15 protein-coding genes are annotated in these 19750 nt (G+C 57.1%); 4 read left to right on the top strand and 11 right to left on the bottom strand.

Annotated features, from left to right (window positions below):
• Positions 1–24 precede the first annotated feature (24 nt).
• Positions 25–717: a porin family protein gene (locus PK28_RS04040; RefSeq protein ID WP_044511676.1), complete on the top strand. Its 693-nt coding sequence runs from the start codon at positions 25–27 to the stop codon at positions 715–717.
• A gap of 135 nt (positions 718–852) precedes the next feature.
• Entirely contained in the window at positions 853–1452 is a 600-nt protein-coding gene (locus PK28_RS18830) for a porin family protein (protein WP_048825558.1), read from the top strand.
• Between the two features lie 143 nt (positions 1453–1595).
• On the opposite strand, the gene PK28_RS04030 is transcribed toward PK28_RS18830, so the two are convergent.
• The 5 genes from PK28_RS04030 to prmA form a co-directional block, all read right to left on the bottom strand.
• On the bottom strand, positions 1596–2960 hold the full coding sequence (locus PK28_RS04030) for a dipeptidase (protein WP_044511674.1): 1365 nt from the start codon (positions 2958–2960) through the stop codon (positions 1596–1598).
• A gap of 100 nt (positions 2961–3060) precedes the next feature.
• Positions 3061–3438, bottom strand: a complete 378-nt coding sequence (locus PK28_RS04025) for a hypothetical protein (RefSeq protein ID WP_197070470.1) — start codon at positions 3436–3438, stop codon at positions 3061–3063.
• A gap of 114 nt (positions 3439–3552) precedes the next feature.
• Positions 3553–4194, bottom strand: a complete 642-nt coding sequence (plsY, locus tag PK28_RS04020) for a glycerol-3-phosphate 1-O-acyltransferase PlsY (RefSeq protein ID WP_044511670.1) — start codon at positions 4192–4194, stop codon at positions 3553–3555.
• Positions 4195–4441: 247 nt separating this feature from the next.
• Complete coding sequence (locus PK28_RS04015; protein WP_044511668.1) at positions 4442–9697, bottom strand: hypothetical protein; 5256 nt, start codon at positions 9695–9697, stop codon at positions 4442–4444.
• A 257-nt stretch (positions 9698–9954) separates the two neighbouring features.
• Positions 9955–10785 carry a 50S ribosomal protein L11 methyltransferase gene (prmA, locus tag PK28_RS04010; protein WP_044511665.1) on the bottom strand — a complete coding sequence of 277 codons (831 nt, stop codon included), beginning with the start codon at positions 10783–10785 and terminating at the stop codon, positions 9955–9957.
• A gap of 176 nt (positions 10786–10961) precedes the next feature.
• Between prmA and PK28_RS18825 the strand changes: the two genes are divergently transcribed.
• A complete protein-coding gene (locus tag PK28_RS18825; RefSeq protein WP_156126229.1) occupies positions 10962–11675 on the top strand; it encodes a hypothetical protein in 714 nt (237 codons plus the stop codon).
• Positions 11676–11761: 86 nt separating this feature from the next.
• Positions 11762–12052, top strand: coding sequence for an OmpA family protein (locus tag PK28_RS18820; protein ID WP_231576214.1), 291 nt, complete (start codon positions 11762–11764; stop codon positions 12050–12052).
• Between the two features lie 78 nt (positions 12053–12130).
• Here the strand turns inward: PK28_RS18820 and PK28_RS04000 are convergent, their stop codons facing one another.
• From PK28_RS04000 to uvrA, 6 genes are all read right to left on the bottom strand, one after another.
• A complete protein-coding gene (locus PK28_RS04000) occupies positions 12131–12514 on the bottom strand; it encodes a 7(1) septoil knot domain-containing protein (RefSeq protein WP_044511663.1) in 384 nt (127 codons plus the stop codon).
• Positions 12515–12625: 111 nt separating this feature from the next.
• Positions 12626–13390, bottom strand: coding sequence for a triose-phosphate isomerase (gene tpiA / locus PK28_RS03995; protein WP_044511661.1), 765 nt, complete (start codon positions 13388–13390; stop codon positions 12626–12628).
• 51 nt (positions 13391–13441) lie between these two features.
• Positions 13442–14242 (bottom strand): TspO-related membrane protein, encoded by an 801-nt coding sequence (locus tag PK28_RS03990; RefSeq protein ID WP_048825552.1) that lies wholly within the window; start codon positions 14240–14242, stop codon positions 13442–13444.
• A gap of 155 nt (positions 14243–14397) precedes the next feature.
• Positions 14398–14643 (bottom strand): T9SS type A sorting domain-containing protein, encoded by a 246-nt coding sequence (locus PK28_RS20695; protein WP_197070468.1) that lies wholly within the window; start codon positions 14641–14643, stop codon positions 14398–14400.
• A gap of 140 nt (positions 14644–14783) precedes the next feature.
• Positions 14784–16502: a DUF8693 domain-containing protein gene (locus PK28_RS20690; RefSeq protein WP_197070467.1), complete on the bottom strand. Its 1719-nt coding sequence runs from the start codon at positions 16500–16502 to the stop codon at positions 14784–14786.
• Between the two features lie 245 nt (positions 16503–16747).
• On the bottom strand, positions 16748–19585 hold the full coding sequence (uvrA, locus tag PK28_RS03975; RefSeq protein WP_044511653.1) for an excinuclease ABC subunit UvrA: 2838 nt from the start codon (positions 19583–19585) through the stop codon (positions 16748–16750).
• Positions 19586–19750: the final 165 nt, after the last annotated feature.

Here is a 19750-nt window from a genome sequence, read left to right as displayed (position 1 = left end):
TTTCCCTAATTCGTATCTGACCTTATGAAAAAGTCCACCGTTCTCGTAGCCGCTTTGCTTTCTGTCGCGGCATTTTCTTCGGCCCAGGCACAGGGTGTGCGTTTGGGTCTGCGCGCCGGCGCTAACTATTCCAACCTGTCCGGCAATATCAAAAACGAAAACACTTACAATAACAAGCTCGGCTTTGTGGGTGGCGTTATGCTGAATGCCCCTATCGTGGAGAATTTCTTCTCCATTCAGCCTGAGCTTTTGTACTCGCAGAAAGGCTTTGAAAACAAGCCTACGGAGTATACTAACATACTGGGTTACCAGACAAAGCGTGAAGGCAAGGTAAACTACAACTACCTGGACCTTCCTATTCTGGCCAAAATCAATGCTGATGGTTTCTACTTTGAAGCAGGCCCGCAGATATCATATCTGCTGAGTTCGAATAATCAGACTAAAACTACCACCACCAGCCCACTGACAGGTGAGCCCGAGACTTCCCAAGCCGAAAACCAGAACGACGTGAGCGAGCTGAACCGCACGGAACTGGGCTACGCTGCCGGCTTGGGCTACCAAGCCGAAAATGGCCTAAGCATAGGCCTGCGCTACACTGGCGCCTTCAGCGACCTGGTGAAGAGCGACAATGGCGACACCTACTTCAACGGCGACCTGAAAAATGCCCGCCACTCTGCCTTCCAGGTTTCTCTGGGGTATCTGATTGGCAATAAGTAAGCCTCGTCGCTACCGCAAACCTTGCCCCTTCCCCTCCACGGGAAGGGGCTTTTTGTTACCCGAAGAGTAAGCACAGACGGTTTTCAGTGTAGTTTTACGCCTGTACAGTACGTCTCTCTGACTTTGGCACTTCCTATGAAAAAAGCATTTCTTCCTCTTTTGCTGCTGGCCGGCCTGGCGGGTACCGCTCAGGCTCAAAGCGACGTTTCCTTAGGCCTGAAGGCGGGCGGCACCCTTTCCTCTTTTGTGGGCAAGCAGGCCGGCAGCGCTAAGTCTATTTTCGGCTTCCACGCCGGGGGCTTCGCTAACATCGGCTTTACGGATATGCTGGCCTTTCAGCCCGAGCTGCTGTATTCCCAGAAAGGGGCCGAAATACCTTCCGTTCCCAACCCACACACCCGCCATCTGGGCTACGTGGATGTTCCACTGCTGCTGCACGTAAATGCCGATGGCCTGTTCTTTGAAGCCGGCCCGCAACTGGGCTTTCTGGTGTCGGCCAAAGACAAGTACAACACCATTACCTACGATCGAAAAAGCCGGTACAACACCTTTGATCTGGGTTATGCGGCGGGCCTGGGCTATCAGCGCAAAACGGGGCCGGGCATTGGCCTGCGCTATAATGGCGGCATCACCAACATAGAAAAAGCCACTACGGTGGGCAGCGCCACGGTGCAGAACAACATCCGCAACAGTGCTTTTCAGCTTTATCTTACTTACTCCTTCAACGGCCGTTAAGCTTCCTCCTGCTAACAAGCAAAAGCCCGGCTCCTGCTAAAGGAACCGGGCTTTTGCTTACACTGTCATTCCGAGCAGCGCGAGGAATCTGGGTTAATCTTAAGCAGAGAAACTCAGCTTCCTCGCTTTGCTCGGAATGACAGTTACTTCTGCATGCCCGCCGCGTAGTTGCGGTAGAAATGCGGAATGGTTTCAATGCCCTTAAAGAAGTTAAACACGCCGTAGTGCTCATTGGGCGAGTGAATGGCGTCCGAATCCAGTCCGAAGCCGAGCAGCACGGTATCCAGGCCCAGCTCTGATTTAAACATGGCCACAATGGGAATGGAACCGCCACCCCGGGTAGGAATAGGCTTTTTGCCGAAGGTGGTTTCCAAAGCATCGGCGGCGGCCTGGTAGGCTACCGAATTGGTGGGTGTTACTACCGGCTCACCGCCGTGGTGCGGGGTTACTTTTACGGTTACGCTGGCCGGGGCAATGCTTTCGAAATGCTTCTGGAAGAGCGCCGTAATTTCATCCGAGGTCTGGTGCGGCACCAGGCGCATGGAGATTTTGGCGTAGGCTTTGGAGGCAATAACCGTTTTGGCACCCTCGCCGGTGTAGCCGCCCCAGATGCCGTTTACGTCCAGCGTGGGCCGAATGCCAATGCGCTCCACGGTGGTGTAGCCTTTTTCGCCGTAGATATCTTTCAGGCCGATGCTCTCCTTAAACTCCTCATCGGAGTGCGGCACGCGGTTCAACTCGGCACGGTCGGCCTCGCTGAGTACGGCTACATTGTTGTAGAACTCGGGAATGGTAATGTGGTTGTTCTCATCGTGCAGGGAGGCAATCATCTTGCACAGCACGTTGATGGGGTTGGGTACGGCGCCCCCGTAGAGGCCGGAGTGCAGGTCGCGGTTGGGGCCGGTTACTTCTACCTGGTGGTAGCTCAGGCCACGCAGACCTACCTCAATGCTGGGCTGGTCGTTGGAGAGGATGCCGGTGTCCGAAATCAGGATGACATCGGCCTTCAGTTTCTCCTTGTTGGCTTTCACGAAGATGCCCAGGTTGCTGGAGCCTACTTCCTCCTCGCCCTCAAACATCACCTTCACGTTGCAAGGCACGCCGCCGTCCTGCATCATCATTTCGAAGGCTTTTACGTGCATGTACACCTGGCCTTTGTCGTCGCAGGCGCCGCGGGCGTAGATCTTACCGTCTTTAATAACGGGCTCGAAGGGTGGCGAGGTCCACAGCTCATACGGGTCGGCGGGCTGCACATCGTAGTGGCCGTACACCAGCACGGTGGGCAGGCTGGGGTCAATGATTTTGTCGCCGTACACAATGGGGTAACCGGCCGTCTGGCACAGCTCCACGTTTTCCATGCCGGCTTCTTCCAGGCGCGTTTTCAGGAAGTCGGCGGCCCGCAGCACGTCGCCGTGGAACTTAGGGTCAGCGGAAACCGAAGGGATGCGGAGCCAGTCGAGCAGTTCGCTCAGGAAACGGTCTTTATTCTGTTCGAGGTAAGAAGCCATGCAGAGTAGATTGGGTGGAAATGCTGGGGTAAAAGTAGCCAACGAATAGATAGTACGGGAAAGCACAACTTCCACCTTTTTTATGAGAGGTAGCAATCTGTTATCCGGCCCTATTCAACAAAGCAGCCATTACCTCATCTGGTGCTTTATAAGGCCCTAAATAATCTTTAATTGTCTGGGCCTTGAGTTCAGTGTCAAGTGAGTCCCAATTATCAAGCTTACGCAGATGGTAATTAACTATTTCATAAATTTCATCTCCCTTCTTCACCAAAGGCCAGCCGTTTTCGAGTAGGTTTTTTGTTGCGCGGGAACCTTTTGACATCTCCCATATCCTCTCACAAATTTTCTGATACAGGTCTGAAATGATAGGACTGCCAGCTAAAAAAGATGCGGTTTCTCCCTTCGATTCATACTTAACGAAACTCAATGCTTTTGCTAAAGCAACCAGTTCATAACGTTCAAATGAGTCAAAGTTCATTGGTCTCTTATTAGTCAATTCCAAAGAGAAATGATTTTTATGAACCGAATTAGCTCCTAACTGTTCGCGGCGTAGACAGCACTTATCTGTTGGAACACGCCTATTAAGTACCTCCTACTTCTTATCCCATGGCATGGGCACGCGGCTTTCCGTACCGGCCCGCAGCCTCCCAATATTAGCGCGGTGGGTGTAAATCAGCAGCAGGGACAGCACGAAACCAAACCACACCAGCAGCGAATTATCGGGACGGAAAGCCGGGAAGAGTTGCAGCAGCGCAAAGACTACTCCGGCCGTCATGCTGCTGAGCGAAACGTAGCGAAACAGCAGTAGCATCACGATAAACACCAGAATACACACGCCCACCGTAGCCGGGGCAATAGCCAGCATCATACCCAATACGGTAGCCACGCCTTTGCCGCCCCGGAAGCCCGCCCAGATGGGATAAATGTGTCCAATGACGGCCAGCACCCCACAGGCCAGCTGAAAGTAGAGCAACTGCCCGGGCTGAATGGCGCCCTGCTGCATCATCACAGTAGCCAGAGAAGTAGCGGCCCAGCCCTTCAGCACATCCACGGCCATAACGAAGGAGCCGGGCTTTTTGCCCAGCACCCGGAAGGTATTGGTGGCGCCGGCGTTGCCCGAGCCGTGCTCCCGGATATCGAGGCCAAAAAACCAGCGGCCTACCCACAGCGCGGTGGGAATGGAGCCAACCAGGTAAGCGGCCACCAGCAGACCGATGACAATGGGCAGATTCATACAAAAAGAGCGTAACGGTGGGAAATAGGCAGCGGGGAGAAAGGCCGAACAAGGCCAAATATAACGGTTGCGTGGTAGCGCGAAGCTCCGGCTTCGCGCACGAGCGAGGCGAGTAGCCGGAACCGCGCCAGCTGTACCCACGCGCAGGAACTCGCGTTGCTCGTGCGCGAAGCCGGAGCTTCGCGCTACTATCCGGAAGCAAACAGCCCCGCTCCGGTTTCGGAGCGGGGCTGCGGCCAGAAGGAGCTTACTGACCGCCGAAGGGGTCGTCTTCGTTTTTCTTCTTTTTCTTCTTTTTACTGGTGTCTTCCGTGGGAGCGGCAGAAGCATCTGCGGGCGGGTTGTCCGCATCGGCCTTCGCCTCTTTCTTGCTCTTCTTTTTGCTGGTTTCCTCTGCCGGAGCGGTACCCGCGGCCTCTTTGGCGGCAGCATCAATCAGCGCCTGGTCGTCGTCCTTTTTCTTCTTTTTCTTGCGGTCTACCGGGGCGTCGTCTACAGGCGCATCAGCGGCCGGCTGGTCAGAGTTGGTCATATCGAACTCCGAGCCTTTTTTCTTCTTTTTCTTCTTGCCATCCTCTTCTACCGAAGGGTCGGGCTCGGGCTGGGTAGTCACAATTTTCTTGGCAGCCTCTTTGCCTTTCAAACCCAGGTAAGTTTTGCGGAAGCGCGTGAGGAATTCCTGCACCGTCTGGTCATCACCCAGGAAGAAGCCGTACTCCGTGGCCGTGTTGTAGTCGCCCTTGGCTTTGTAGCCTACAATCTCGTCGAAGGAGCCGTGCTGGGCTTTGGCCAGCATGGTGTTGTTGGCATACTTGAGGTAGTACCAGGTTTGCGGCTCGGCCTCCAGGTACATTTCCACCACGTCGCCCGTCGATTCGTGCTTGATTTCGATGTAGCCGTCAATCAGGGCGTTGATGTCCTTTTTCAGGATGCTCACCAAGCCAATTTTGCCGGTGGAGTACCAGGCCCGCTGCTTGTCAGACCAAACCAGGTCCACTTTGTTCAGCACCAGCGTGCGGGCCAGTTTAGACGATACTTTCTGCAGGGACGTGTAGCCACCGCGGCGGTTCATGTAGGCGGCGGCATCTTTGCTGCCCACAAACTCACCCAGCTTCAGAGCCGTTTCGCGGGAGTTGTCCACGGCTTCGGGCAGGCCTTTGGAATAGCGGGCCATATCATCGCCCATAGCTATCAGAGCCTTTTCGGGCAGGTTGATGTCCAGGGCCATGAAGGTATCCAGTTCGTAGCGGCTGCTGTCGGGCTTGGCGTAGCCCAGACCGGCGGCCTCCAGGGTATAGTCCTTGTTGGAGTTGATGAGGTTAAGCTTGCCCCGGAAGGTCATGGCTGAGGTAGAGTCATTAAACGTCAGCACATTTCCCTGCAGGATATCGGGGCTCTCGTCCTGCGGCCCCAGCCGGAACTGCCGGGTCTTAGGATCAAAAGCCAGGGTGCCTTCCGCCTGAAAGATATTCTGGTCGGTGATGCTCTGCTTGGGGCCTACAAACAGCGGATAAACTCTATTGGCCTCCGATAAAAACAGACCCGTAAACAAGGTGGTGCCGTCGTCGGATTTCGGGTCCTTAATCGGAATACGGATGCGGTTGGGGTCAATCGAGTCCTGCACCGCAAACCAGGTAGAGGCCGCGGCATTCTTGCTGAACTCCAGCCGCGACTGTCCATCAAAAGCAAACCGCTTACGCTGGGAGTTCATAATGGCGCTGCCCCGGTACGCAATGCGTGGGGCCAGATGGAACTTGTCCTCGGCCTTAATGCTGGCGGTGGCCAGCGTGGGCGGCGAGAATTTAGCGCCATCGTTCCTGCTCAGCAGCTTAGCGGCCCGGCTGCGGTTATCGCCGCCCAGCGCCTGCGCGGAGTCTACCCGGAAGTTCTCGAACTTGATAGCAAAAGAATCGGCGGAGGCATTCTTGTAGTTATACAGCGCATTGCCCACAAATGAGCGCCGCGACAGGATATCGACCTCGCCCTTGTACAGCTGGTGGTACTTGTGCAGCGTGTCCATGGTGATGTTGGCATTCTTGAACGCGCGCATATCAGCGTTGGCCGAGATATACACCTTGTTGCTGTCCGGCTCAATCCAGGCATCGGCGGCGGCAATATGCGGCACGCCACCGGCCAGCAGGCGGTACTTGTTCAGATCGTACATGCCGCTGGAAGCCTGAAACTTCAGGCCGTACTGATCGGGCTTGGTGGAGTAGAAGAAGGAGCGCGTGGAGTCGGCGCCCGGCGCTACCCGGAACACAATAGTTTTCTTCTTAAAGTCCCACTTACCGCCACTCAGCGAGGTTTTGTACTGGGTATAGGGCAGCTCTACGTTGGCCACACCGGCCTTTTCCGGCGAGAAATCCGCAAAGCCCTGCTTAATGTCATAGTCGAAAGCCACGTCCGATGCCGTTACCGCCGGCTTGTTCTGCTCACTGGATTTGATGTTGAGCACCGCGTTACTGCCTTTGTAGTGGTGCTGCAGGAACGTGAACTTGGGGGAGCGAATCACGGACTGTGGTCCTTCCATCCGGCCGTCACCGTACAGGCCGGTGGGCGTCAGCACGGCTTCGCCGCGGTAGGTGTAGGTACCATCGTAAAAGCGCATGGCCGAGCTGGATTTGGCCGTGCTGAAGTACATGGAGTCGGCGGCTACGGCCCACTTCATCTGGTAGCCGGGCAGCAGACTCAGCTTAGGATACTCCGCGCCTTTATAAGAGCCTTCGGCCAAGGTGGCGGTTTTGCCCACCGTTACCACGGAATCTTTGTAAAAGATGAACTGGTCGCTCTGCAGCGTGGCCGCCAGGTACTTAATTTCGCCAATGCCCTGAATACCGCGGTTACTCATCTTCACCTGGTTAAACAGCTGGGCCTTGCCGCCATACAGGGCAAAGCCACCTTTGGGAATGTTGTAAGTGAAGCCCAGGGAGCCATCTTCCTGCAGGCTGAGCTTGGTGGCAAAGCGGGGCATGATATTACCCGAGACGAAGGTACCCTTGAAGCCTACCGCCGAGCGGTTTTTGTTGTTCAGGGAGTCCAGGCGGAAAGGCGGAATATCGAAGTAAACCGTGGTATCGTAGGCGCCGCCCAGTACTTCCGGCTTATCAAAGAACACGTAAGCCCCTGTGGTAGCATCAAACGAAGGATACGCCCCCAGCTTCTTGCGGCCTGACTTATTTCTGGGGTCGTTGATGTAGAGCTTACCGGCCGAGGTTTTCTTTTTGTTGGTGAGGGTAAAGTCCGTGTCCTTGCGGGCTTTCATCACCGAGCCTTTGGAGTTCTTGCCCTTCACAATGATGGAGTCAATCTTCATCATATCCACGAAGAACCCATCGTAATCAAAGCGAAACTCCTTGCCCTTGAACACGAAGGCCGACGCTACCATGGTGCCGTTGAACAGAATGTTGCGGTTTTTCTGAATGCGAATCTGGCTGCTGTCGGGCTTCACGAATACCGTTACGGAGTCGTCGGAGAAGTTAAACCGGTCTACGCCCCGCACCAGCAAATCGTCGTTCTGCATGTTCAACGTGGCATTGCGCCCGCCACCAGCCACCGACTTAATAGAAATATGGTCGTAGTCTTTCTTGCCGCGCGCCGAGTTAACGTAGTGCGTGGCCTTGGGCAGCAAGAGAATATTGTCGCTGTTGGGGTTGATGCGCACGTAGCCATCCCGGGCTAGTGCCGCCATAGCCGAGCGTACGTTCGGCTCCGTTACCTTATAGGTAGTTATCAGGTCGTTTACGGTAAAGCTTTTGGTATTGCCGTGGCTCTGGCTGTAGCCCACCACCATTTGCAGCGGGTGCATCTTGTTAATGCCTTTCAGCTGTTGATACCGGGTATTCGTGTAGAATTCTTTAGAATCGAAGGTGGCGGCTACCTGGCTTTTGGCCGTGAGCATGGTAAAGTTGATGAATGGCGTATTGATGGGCCAGGTCAGCAACTCGGTGGCAATTTCAATCTGGTGGTAAGAGTCGGCGTAGGGCGTGGTTTTGTACAGGCCGTCTTCGCGGGCCAGCTGCAGCACCTGCCGGGGCTTGGAGAACTTCAGCTTCACGCCAGGGTGATAGAGCGAGTCAATCTTGGCCTGGTAGATGGTAACGGCGGCGCGGGCGGAGGAAATCAGTGTATCGCCCAGCTCATAAGCGCGGGCATCGGCCCGGAACTTGGTTTTGCCATCGGCCTGCACACTAATGGTAGACAGGGAACCATCGAGGCTGGCGCTGAAGGTGCGCTGCCCGTTCAGGGCAAAACCACCCACGTATTTGATGTTGTCGCCGATGTTCTTAACGCGGGCGTCGTTAGTGAGGGAGATAAAGCGCGGGAAGGAAGAATCGGTGCTGCCGGGCTTTTTCTTGAGGCTTTTAAACGCCAGCGCCCCGCGCACGGGGTTTTCCAGCACGGCCGGATACGTCAGCGTTACGGGCTCAGCCTTAAACTCCGGCCTGGCCACGTCAAAATCGTAGTGGGTGAGGTCGGCGGTGGCGGGGTTCTGCCCTACCTGCCACGCATACTGGCCGCCCTGCCCCACAAAGCGGGTTTGCAGGGGCACCAGCATGCCGCTGGTTTTGGTGATAAGCGCCGAGTCGGCCCCGAAGCCGCCCAGCAGTAAATCCACTTCCTTCAGCACAATTACGGGCCCGCGGGTGCTGGGCGCGGCATAATCATCATAGTACTGGGGCGCGGCTACCGGCTCCGGCTCAGCGGCCCGCTCTACGGGCGCCGCTTTGCTGGCAGTAGTTTTAGCCGGGGCTTTTTTTACGGGCACGGCCTTTTTCTTGGGCGCCCCCCAGCCATCATCGTCGCCCCAGCCACTACTGCCGGAAGATGACCAGTCAGAAGTATCCCACCCATCATTTTTCTTTTTGGCGGCAGGCTTAGCCGCTGATTTGGCCTTGGTTTTCAGCGGAGCCGTGGTAACGGCGGCTGGTGTAGGCGTAGGGGCTGGCGCGGCTACCGGTGCGGCCAGGGGCTGGTCGTTCTCGTTATAGGCAAAGGTAAAGCTGCCGCGCACCAGCTCTACGCGGTTGTAGCGCGAGCGGTAGAGCATATTGCTGGCCGTAAACTGGGCCAGCGTGTTCAGCAGCTTTTCGGTTTCCTTCACCGGCTCCTTTTCCACCGTTTTGCCGATGGTAGTAAGCAGGTCCGTCATCTGCTGGTCAGAGAGGTTCTGCTTGGCATTGCCGGCCAGAATGGTATTGAAGAACAGCTCGAAGTGGGGCTTAGGCCGAAACTTGCGGGCCAGCATCTGCTGCGAAATAGCAATAATAGTGCGCTGCTGCGTAGCCGTGAGCTTGTTGGAGCCCCACAGGCTCTGCAGTTGCGCGGCGGTAGCCTTGGCTGCTACATTGTTAGTGGAGGCCATCATAGCCTGCACATCCTGGATAAACTGCTCAGGGTCCTGGGAAAGTTTACCGGCCTGCGGGCGCGCCGTGGCCGGTTGCTGGCCGGGCTTGGGGGCGGCCGGCTGCTGGGCATGCACCACCGTGCTCAGTCCCAGGGTCATTACGCATAGCCATCCAAATACTAGTTGCTTCATACTCAATACCGTCAGAACATACTTATTCGCCTACAATTTCATCAAAAATCGGCGCATTCTTTTTGAAACGGCCGCCAACGCCCACAATTCCCGGTGGATGAAATATTCGGCTGGCTATTATCCAAACCAACGCTAAAAACCCGGGCGCAAGTGCCCAAGGGGTTCAAACAAAACGAGGGAAAGAGCTATTGCTCCTCCCCTCGCCCATTACCTGATTCCCTCGCTTATTTCCGGAAAATAGCCGATACCCAATGGTTGCGCGTGCGCATAGATTCATACCGGAAGCCAGCCTTTTCCGCGGCGGCCCGAATCAGGGGCAGATCTTCCTCATAGAAACCGGAGAACAGAATAGGTCCGCCCGGCTTCAGATACTGACCATAGGCGCCCATATCTTCCAGCAGTACGTTGCGGTTGATGTTGGCCAGAATAATATCGAAAGGAGCTTCGCCTTCCAGGGCGGTGATGTCGCCGAGGCGGGCTTCCACTTTGTCCTGCACATTGTTTTCGGCGGCGTTGTCGGCGGCATTTTCGGCGGTCCAGGGCTCTACGTCCACGGCCAGCACGTAGTCGGCGCCCAGGTGCACGGCCATAACGGCCAGAATGCCGGTGCCGCAGCCCATGTCCAGCACACGCTTATGCTGGTGGTCGATAGTGAGCTGATTTTCAATCATCAGCGCGGTGGTATCGTGGTGGCCGGTGCCGAAGGACATGCGCGGCATAATCACGATTTCGTATTCCAGATCCGGTCGGGCCTCGTGGAACGGCGCCCGCACCGATACTTTCTCGGCAATAACCAGCGGCTGGAAGTTCTTCTCCCACTCGGCGTTCCAGTTCTGGCGAGTGATGATGCGGTGGCTGTGCTCTACCTCCCCAATGCCTTCGTAGCGGCTCACAATTTCCGCTACATTGTCGGGGTTAAATACGTCCTCGGTGGTGTAGGCGCAGAAGCCTTCGTCGTTGTCTTCGAAGGTATCAAACCCTACTTCGGCCAGCTCGGCTACTAAGATATCGGCCAGCTCGCGGGGCGCCTTCACGCGCAGTTCTATAAAATCCATCAGCTCTGAGTAAGTAAATCCAAGGAAGGCGGCCGGGTGGGCCGCGCTGCAAAGGTCGCAGGAAAACTTGGGCGGAAAACCTCCTGCCTGCAAATGGACATGTTGTATTTAAGTATTCTTATATAAATATTCATTTTATTTGTTCGATCTATACACGCTTAGCCCTTCTGCTTTTCATGAAACAAACTTCTCCTCTCGTAGCTTCCGCCCTTTTGTTGGCGGGTGTACTCTCCTCCTGCGGCTCCAAAGACAAGGCCGCCGGAGAATCAGCCACAGCCACCGTTGAAACCACCGAAACCACTGCTCCTGCCCCCGCGTCGGCTGAGCCGGCCGCTGTATTAGCCAGTGAAGCCCCCGCCACCACGCCGGCAGCTACTTTCGATATCAATACTGTTCCGGTTACGGACGCCAACCTGGGTACTTTCCCCTATTTGAGCGCCCTGAAAGGCTACCAGACCAAGTACAGCAGCGACAGTGTGGGCTTCGATTTTGACCGGGCTTACTTCTTCGATGGCAAGAATATTATTGCGGTGGAAGGCAAAATGGTGTCCCGCACGTTCCGCCCCGTCGACTCCAACAAGCCCGCCTCGGAACTAATGATGCAGCGCAACTACGAGAACCTGATTAAGAGCCTGGGCGGCGTAAAAGTGCATTCCGGCATTATTAACGAGGAAGCCATCAAGAAGCTGGGCGAGCAGGAATATGACAAGCATAACGGCTCCGTCAGCACCTACCGGCCCACCGATACCTATGTCATTCGGCAGAAAGACAAAGAGGTTTGGATACAGGTGCAGCCCGATGACGAGAAGTACAACCTGGACATAGTGGAGAAAGCCGCCATGCCCCAGCAGGCATCCGTAGTGGGTGCCACGGAGTTAAAAAAAAACTAGAAACTGACGGCAAAGCCACGCTCTACATCAACTTCGATACCGACCAGGCCAGCATCCGCCCCGAGTCGGAGGCCACAGTGGCGGAGGTGGTGAAGCTGCTGCAGCAAAACCCAGCGCTGCGCCTGGCTGTGCAGGGCCACACCGATAACACCGGCAGCGCCGAGCACAACCGCAAGCTTTCCACGGCCCGAGCCCAGGCCGTGGTAGCCAACCTCACGCAGCACGCCATTGCCAGCCCGCGCCTGCAAGCCGCCGGCTTCGGCCCCGATCGGCCCATTGCTGATAACAGCACGGAGCAGGGCAAAGCCAGGAACCGGCGGGTAGAGCTGGTAGAGCTGGTAGAGCTGGTAGAGCTGGTAAAGCTGGTAAAGCTTTAGAAAGACAGAGTAACAGCCTAAAAAAAGCCCTTCTGCATGATGCGGAAGGGCTTTTTTAGTATCAAGAGCTAAAGCGGATTACCGCTGGGAACGGCAACCAGCGTAGCTGCGCACCTTGGTATACTGAATGCTGAAATCGGCTAAAGCGCGCTTATCCGTCACGAATAGCACATAATCGGCAAAGTCGCGGGCCCTGGTGAAGTACCAGAAGCCGGCTTTATCGGCAAAAAGCTTGTTGTCTTCCTGGTACACCAACACATCGGCAAAGGCTTCCTCCGGCTCCCGATACACCGTAGCAAAGCACCGGGCCCGTCGGCGGGGGTCGGTTTCCAGAAAGATGCTGCCATAAATTCGGCAGGCATCAACGGAGCCTACCGGCCCGGCCTCCACAAACGGTATGGCCGGAGCCGGCTGAAACGGATTCAGCGCCAGGAAACCGGAAAGCAGCAGGGTATGGAGCATGGCGGTGAGTAAACAAGAATCCGGCCGTGATTTGTCATTCCGAGCAAAGCGAGGAATCTGGGTGCTCACTAACAGATTAACTCAGATTCCTCGCTTTGCTCAGAATGACATCTAAAACGACTTGATGATTTCCGTGAAGTCGCGGGACTTGAGGGAGGCGCCACCGATGAGGCCGCCATCTACATCGGGCTGGCTGAACAGCTCACGGGCGTTCTGGGCGTTGGCCGAGCCGCCGTACAGAATGGTTGTGTTCAGGGCCGCTTCGGCATCATAAGCGCGGGCAATCTGCTCGCGGATGAAGGCATGCACTTCCTGCGCCTGGGCGCTGGTGGCCGTTTTGCCGGTGCCAATGGCCCAGATGGGCTCGTAAGCAACTACTACCTGCTCAAACTCCTCATTGGAGAGGTGGAACAGGCCGTCTTTCAGCTGCTTCTCAATGTATTTGAAAGTGTCGTCGGCTTCGCGGGTTTCCAGGCTCTCGCCCACGCAGAAAATAGGCTTCAGACCGGCAGCCAGGGCCGCTTTCAGCTTCTGGCTCAGCAACTCATCATCCTCACGGAAATACTGGCGGCGCTCAGAATGGCCCAGAATCACATACTCTGTTCCTACTGATTGCAGCATTTTGGCCGACACCTCGCCCGTGAAAGCACCGCTTTCCTTCTGGTGGCAGTTCTGTGCGCCCAGGTGGAACTGGCTGCCAGCGGGCAGCTGCTTGCCAATGGCCGACAGAAACGGAAACGGTGGGCAGATAACCACCTGCACATCGGAGCCGGTTACCTCGTCCTGTACCATGTTGGTGATTTCGGAAACCAGCGCCAGGCCATCCTGGAGCGTCATGTTCATTTTCCAGTTGCCGGCAACGATGTTCTTACGCATAGCGGAGATGTAGTGATGGAGGAAAGAATGCGTCAAAAGTAAGCAGACAATTCAGACTCCGGCTACTACGCGCCGCCGGCGCAGGGCCAGCGCCACGCCTACTACCCCCGCCAGCACCGCGCCGGCCAGCGCAGCCCAGGCCAGCTCCGGATACTGCGGGCGCCGTGCCAGCCAGATAGCCACCAGCGCCCAGGCCACCACCAGCGGAATCACTACGTCCCGGAAAGCGCTGCCTACCAGAATACCCAGGGCTGTAACTATGGCAATCAGCACCAAAGCCAGCAGCAGCGACACATTCAGCTCCGGCTGCCAGCCCAGGTCGCGCAGCGCAATAGTTAGGTTGATGACCGTAGCCACCGAAATCCAGCCCAGATACAGCGCCACCGGCACGCTGCCTATGGCGGGGCTTTGGTCCTCCAGCACCAGCCGCCGCGCCCGCCCGTAGGCCACAATCAAACTACCCAGAATAATAAGCATTACGGCCGCACTCAGGGGCATTAACTCATAGGCAAACACCACCAGCCAGGCGCCGGTAGCCAGGTTGGCTACCACCAGCGGCCGGGCCACCGCGCTGGGCAAAGGGTTGTGCCGCTGGGCAGGCAGCAGCTGCCACACCGCGTACGCCAGCAAGCTCAGAAATATCAGCCCCCAAATACTGAACGCATAGCCCGCCGGCGTGAGCAGCGTGGGGTACTTACCCGAAACCACCGCATTGGTTTGCCCATTAAACGGGTATTGCTGAGACACATAGTTGAGTGCAATATTGAGTACAATGGCTACGGCCGCCAGCCCGCGCCACACGCGGCTTTCGGCGTAGGTGGCGGAGAAATGAGGATGCGGGGTGATTTCCATATGGGCCGCGAATAGCAGATAAATGAGTGACTTACGAAACCGGTTTGGTCAGCGTTGATTACTACCCGCTAACTTACGAATACCGCACTTCTGGTAATGTAAATCCTGGTTGGCAGACAAGTAGGCTATCGGAAAACTCCGGGTATGGCCATGCACTATTCCACCACTACGCGCTTAACCAACACTTCGGCTCCGGCCTGCAGACGCAGCACGTACACACCAGCCCGCAGGTCCCGCACATCGAAATCAAAATGAGTACCGGCGGCAGGCAGGAGTGCCGTTTTCCGGCATACTGCCTGCCCTAGCATATTGAGCAACGTGGCCTGCACCTGCTTGGCACCGGGCACGGCTGGCAGTAGCAGACTGAAGCGCTGATGGGCTGGGTTAGGATAGAGTTGCACGCTGGCGGCACTCAGAGCAGCCGCGCTGGCGCTAGTGCTTATTGGCTCAAAGCGCAACTCAAACCGACCATTCAGTGGCCCGGCCGCCCCTACCACGAAATTATAGCGCGGTTGCTGGCTCAGATTGACATCCTGCCCGGTCAGGGCATCGTGCAGGTCACGGTGGCCGTGCTTAGGTTCAATAGTTGAGCAGCTTCCAGCGTGTAGGTGCCCGCCTGCGGAAGGGCCATGCCCAGCGGCACAACTGCGGAGCCGGTCAGTTGAGAGAGGCCATTGATAGCCTGCTCGGTGCCCGCCGCCAGGGTCCAGAGTGTAAGCACCGTGTCGGGGCTGTGTTGCATTTTCAGCGCATCAAAGCGTGCGTCAAAGTCAGAGGTGGCTCCTGCCTCGAAGTACACGTAGGTCTCATCGGTCAGGGACGAGCCGGCGCGGGCGAGAGTCAGCTGCAGTAAGGGCCGGGTTTCAGCGTCCGGCTGCTCCCAAGGCTCTTGCCGGAACGTGGTAACGCGCGCCGCATTGGGCAAAGTCAGGCTCACTACCGAGTTGGGCTGGCTCACGCGCACAAAAAAGCCCTGACCCAGTGGCAGCACGGGGTTGCCAATGCCGTTGACGTAGCTGTGGTACCGGCCGCCATACTGCCCAATACTCTGGTACACGTAAAGCGCCGCATCAAGGCCGGCGGGCACGGGTACTTGGCGCCAGTCCAGCGGCGCAGGAAACGGGTTGCCCAGCAGCTGCCAGCCTGCATCGGCTTCAGACCCGCGGTTCAGCGTCAGTGTTACGTCACTCTGGTTCGGCACGCCCTGGAAATTAATGATGCTACTGGCGGGCAGATTCACGTTATAGCCCCGGCCCACTGCCAGCGGGTCGCTGAGGGAGGCCGGCGAAACCCAGCCCTTATCGAACGGACTCAGGCCCACGGCCGGGCTGCTGGCCAGCCGGGCTTGGTCGTAGCCGAACACCGTGGGAAAAGGCAAGACGCTGCCCGGCGCGGCGGCCCCATTGTAAGCGGGGTTGACTACAGGTGTAAAACCGGCCGTAGCCAGCATACCGACGGAAGCACCCTGCACCGGGGCGGCGAGGTGGCGGTAGCCAAGTCCCGCGTTCAGACTCGGGTCGATACTGCGCTGGATGACGATGGGCCGGGTGATGACCGGCCCCGGTGGCACCCCGTTAGCTGTCCGATCCATTATCAGGGCGGTTCCGCGCACGGGGTCCGAAAGCAGTGTAATCGTACGGGCTGGCCCCGGTCCCAGCAGAAAATCCGGGTCGATGATGGTACTGTTGTAGGTGCCCAGCACTTCGGCAACGCTCACGTCGCTTTCCAGCGCCAGAATGTTGTTGCCCGGCGTGCCCTGCAAGTTCACCACGTTTGCTATCAGACTACGAACCCGCGCAGGCAGCCCCGAGCCGGTATACTGCACCACAGGCGCGTCTTGGAAGCGTATCACTGCATCGTAAACGTAATTGGCGTCGGGACTGTACGAGCGGCTCTCAGAATAGATACTCCCGCCATTAGGTGAGGTGCTGCCCGCTGCCATGATGCCGAATGCGTCCCCGATGTGCAGCGTGCCACCCGCCTGCAACTCAAAAGCGCCTCCTCCTACCAGCCATTCATCGGTAATCAGGGTGCCGCCGTCCTCCACGCGCAACGTTTCGGTTACAGTTACATTGGCCCGCATCGTGGCAATCCCGCCCCGGGCAATGGTCAGGTTGGTGTAATCGCCGCCGATATCCTCGCTCGAGGTTATCGTTACATTCTGAGCCAGGGCCGCCGAGGCCGGCAACAGCAAACTCACCATCAGGACAAGGACATACCTCAACTGCGGGCGGCGAGTGGTGGGTGGTACTGTATCCATACAGCGGTGATAATAAGTGGATGGGAAATACCAGCGGGCCTCGGCTGTGGTGGGCTCGGTGGGCAAGCTGCAACCAGAGCTGTCTATTTAAATTACTGAATTTACCGGCTCCAGTCCAATTTGACCAGCATCATTTTGGCAGAGGGCGGGTCATGTGCCGACAAACCGTTTTACTCACCTTAAGCACAAAGAAAGGGCACCCATGCGGGTGCCCTTTGTACCAGACAGGCTGCCAGAAGCTGTTGCTACAGCTTCTCGGCCAGGAACCGCGCCGTGTGGTTGCTATCCTTAATTTTCACCATCTCCTCCGGCGTACCTTCAAACAGCAGGTGGCCACCGTTGATGCCGCCTTCGGGGCCGAGGTCGATAATCCAGTCGGCGCACTTGATGATGTCCATGTTGTGCTCGATGATGAGTACCGAGTTGCCTTGCTCTACCAGCGCATTCAGGGCCGTCATCAGCTTGTTGATGTCGTGGAAGTGCAGGCCGGTGCTGGGCTCATCAAAAATGAACAGAATCTTATCCTGCTGCAGTGTGGCGCCTTTGGTCAGGAAGGAAGCCAGCTTCACGCGCTGGGCCTCGCCGCCGGAAAGCGTGTTGGCCGACTGCCCCAGGCGGATATAGCCCAGGCCCACATCATCGAGCGGCCGGAGGCGCTCCACAATCTTCAACTGGTTTTTGAAGAACTCAATGCTGTCCTCAATGGTCATTTCCAGCACCTCGTTGATGCTCTTGTCCTGGTATTTCACGTCCAATACATCCTGCTTGAACTTGCGGCCCTCACAGGCTTCGCAGGTCAGGTAGATATCGGCCATGAACTGCATTTCAATCTTCACCTGGCCTTCGCCCTGGCAAACCTCACAGCGGCCGCCATCAATGTTGAAGGAGAAGTGCGACGGTTTGAAGCCGCGGGCCTTGGCCAGCTGCTGATCCGCGAACAGGCTGCGGATAGCGTCGTAGGCCTTTACGTACGTCACCGGGTTGGAGCGGCTGCTTTTGCCGATGGGGTTCTGGTCCACAAACTCCACGTGCGTTACCTGCCCGCTCACGCCCATGAGGCGGTCGAACTTGCCGGTAGCCTCGCCGGCGCCGCCGCCCAGCTGCTTCATGAGCGCGGGTGCCAGAATGCGGCGAATGAGCGTTGACTTGCCCGAGCCGGATACGCCCGTTACTACCGTCATAACGTTCAGCGGAAACTTGACGGAGACGTTCTTCAGATTGTTTTCGCGGGCGCCGGTCAGTTCCAGGGCATTGCGCCAGGGGCGGCGGGTTTTGGGCACGGCCACTTCCATTTTCCCGCTCAGGTACTGGCCGGTGTAGGTAGCGGTGTCCTTCAGAATCTCTTGGTAGGTACCCTGGAACATGAGGTGGCCGCCACCGCTGCCGGCTTCGGGGCCGATGTCGATGATCTGGTCGGCCTCTTCCATGATTTTCTCCTCGTGCTCTACCACAATAACCGTGTTGCCCAGCTTTTGCAAGGAGCGCAGCACGCCAATCAGCTGCTCGGCATCCTTGGGGTGCAGGCCAATGCTGGGCTCATCGAGGATATACATGGAGCCTACCAGCGCCGAGCCCAGCGAGGTTGCCAGCGAAATACGCTGGCTTTCGCCGCCGGAAAGCGTGCTGCTCAGGCGGTTCAGGGTGAGGTAGCCCAGGCCCACGCGGTTGAGGTACTCCAGGCGGTTGGTTACTTCCGTTACCAGACGCTCGGCCACCTTGGCGTCGTGCTCGTCCAGATTCATGTTCTGGAAGAACTCCAGGGCCTTGCTCACCGGCAGCAGCACCAGATCAGTAATGCTTTGGCCGCTGATTTTCACGTACTGGGCGTCTTTACGCAGGCGCGTGCCGCGACAGTCGGGGCAGGTGGTGCGGCCCCGGTAGCGGCTTTGCAGCACGCGGTATTGGATTTTGTGCGTTTGGGTGGAAACCCACTTAAAGTAGTCGTCGAGGCCGTCGAAGTACTTATTGCCCTTCCAGAGCAGCTGGCGTTCAGCCTCACTCAGCTCATTGTAGGGCCGGTGAATGGGGAAATCGAAGCGGATACCGTTTTTGAGCAGGGGCTTCAGCCACTCGCTCTGCTTGTCGGTGCGCCAGGGGGCAATGGCGCCTTCATACACCGTCAGGCTTTTGTCGGGAATCACCAGGTCTTCATCAATACCCAGCACCGAGCCGAAGCCTTCGCAGGTCTGGCAGGCGCCGTAGGGATTGTTGAAGGAAAAGAAGTTGACGCTGGGCTCCTCGAACACTTCGCCGTCCAGCTCAAACCGGTCGGAGAAGGTGCGGGTTTCGTCGTCGAGCTTAATGATACAGGTGCCGTGGCCCTCGAAGAAAGCGGTTTGTACCGAGTCAGAGAGGCGGAACATCAAGTCTTCGTCGCCGGGCTGAATCACGGCGCGGTCAATCATGATGAACACGTCGCCTTTCACCTCGGGCTGGCCTTCGGCAATCAGCTCTTCAATGAAGGATGTTTCGCCGTTTACGACTACGCGGCTGTAGCCTTTCTGCAGCAGCAAATCCAGCTCCTTGCTCATGGGCCGGCCCGCTTCCGAGGGCATCAGAGGCGCCAGCACCATAATGCGGGTGCCGCCGGGCAGGCGGAACAGGTAATCCACCACATCGGCCACGTTATCCTTGCGCACCTGCTCCCCGCTGATGGGCGAGAACGTGCGGCCTACGCGGGCGAAGAGTAGCTTGAGGTAGTCGTAAATCTCGGTGCTGGTGCCTACCGTGGAGCGGTTGTTCTTGATGCTGACCTTCTGCTCGATGGCAATGGCCGGCGAAATGCCCCGGATGTAGTCTACATCGGGCTTATCCATGCGGCCCAGGAACTGGCGGGCGTAGGACGAGAGGCTTTCCACGTACATACGCTGGCCCTCGGCATATAAGGTATCAAACGCCAGCGAGGACTTGCCCGAGCCCGAGAGGCCCGTAACCACAATGAATTTATTGCGCGGCAGCGCCACGCTCAGGTTCTTGAGATTATGAACCCGGGCATTTTTTATCAGGATAAACTCGCGTGGGTCGAGCTGGTCAATGGGGTCGGCTGCCGGAGCGGCCATTTGCAGAGCGGAATTGTCGGCCATAGAACGGGTAAACAGCCGCAGGGCTGGGTTTGGTTTCCGGCCTCTGCGGTTTGGTCAGGCGAAGGTACGGCGGGGGCGGTTGGATTGGTAGTGGCAATCTTCTCACCACTACCTGCATAGTCCGCCGCGGGGTGATTATTTGGCTACTGTTGGTTTGAGAAACGC

It is taken from the genome of Hymenobacter sp. DG25B (genome assembly GCF_000801315.1).
Classification (GTDB): Bacteria; Bacteroidota; Bacteroidia; order Cytophagales; family Hymenobacteraceae; genus Hymenobacter.
The sequence above is the reverse complement of the archived record's forward strand: the minus strand, read 5'-3'. Positions and strand labels throughout refer to the sequence as shown.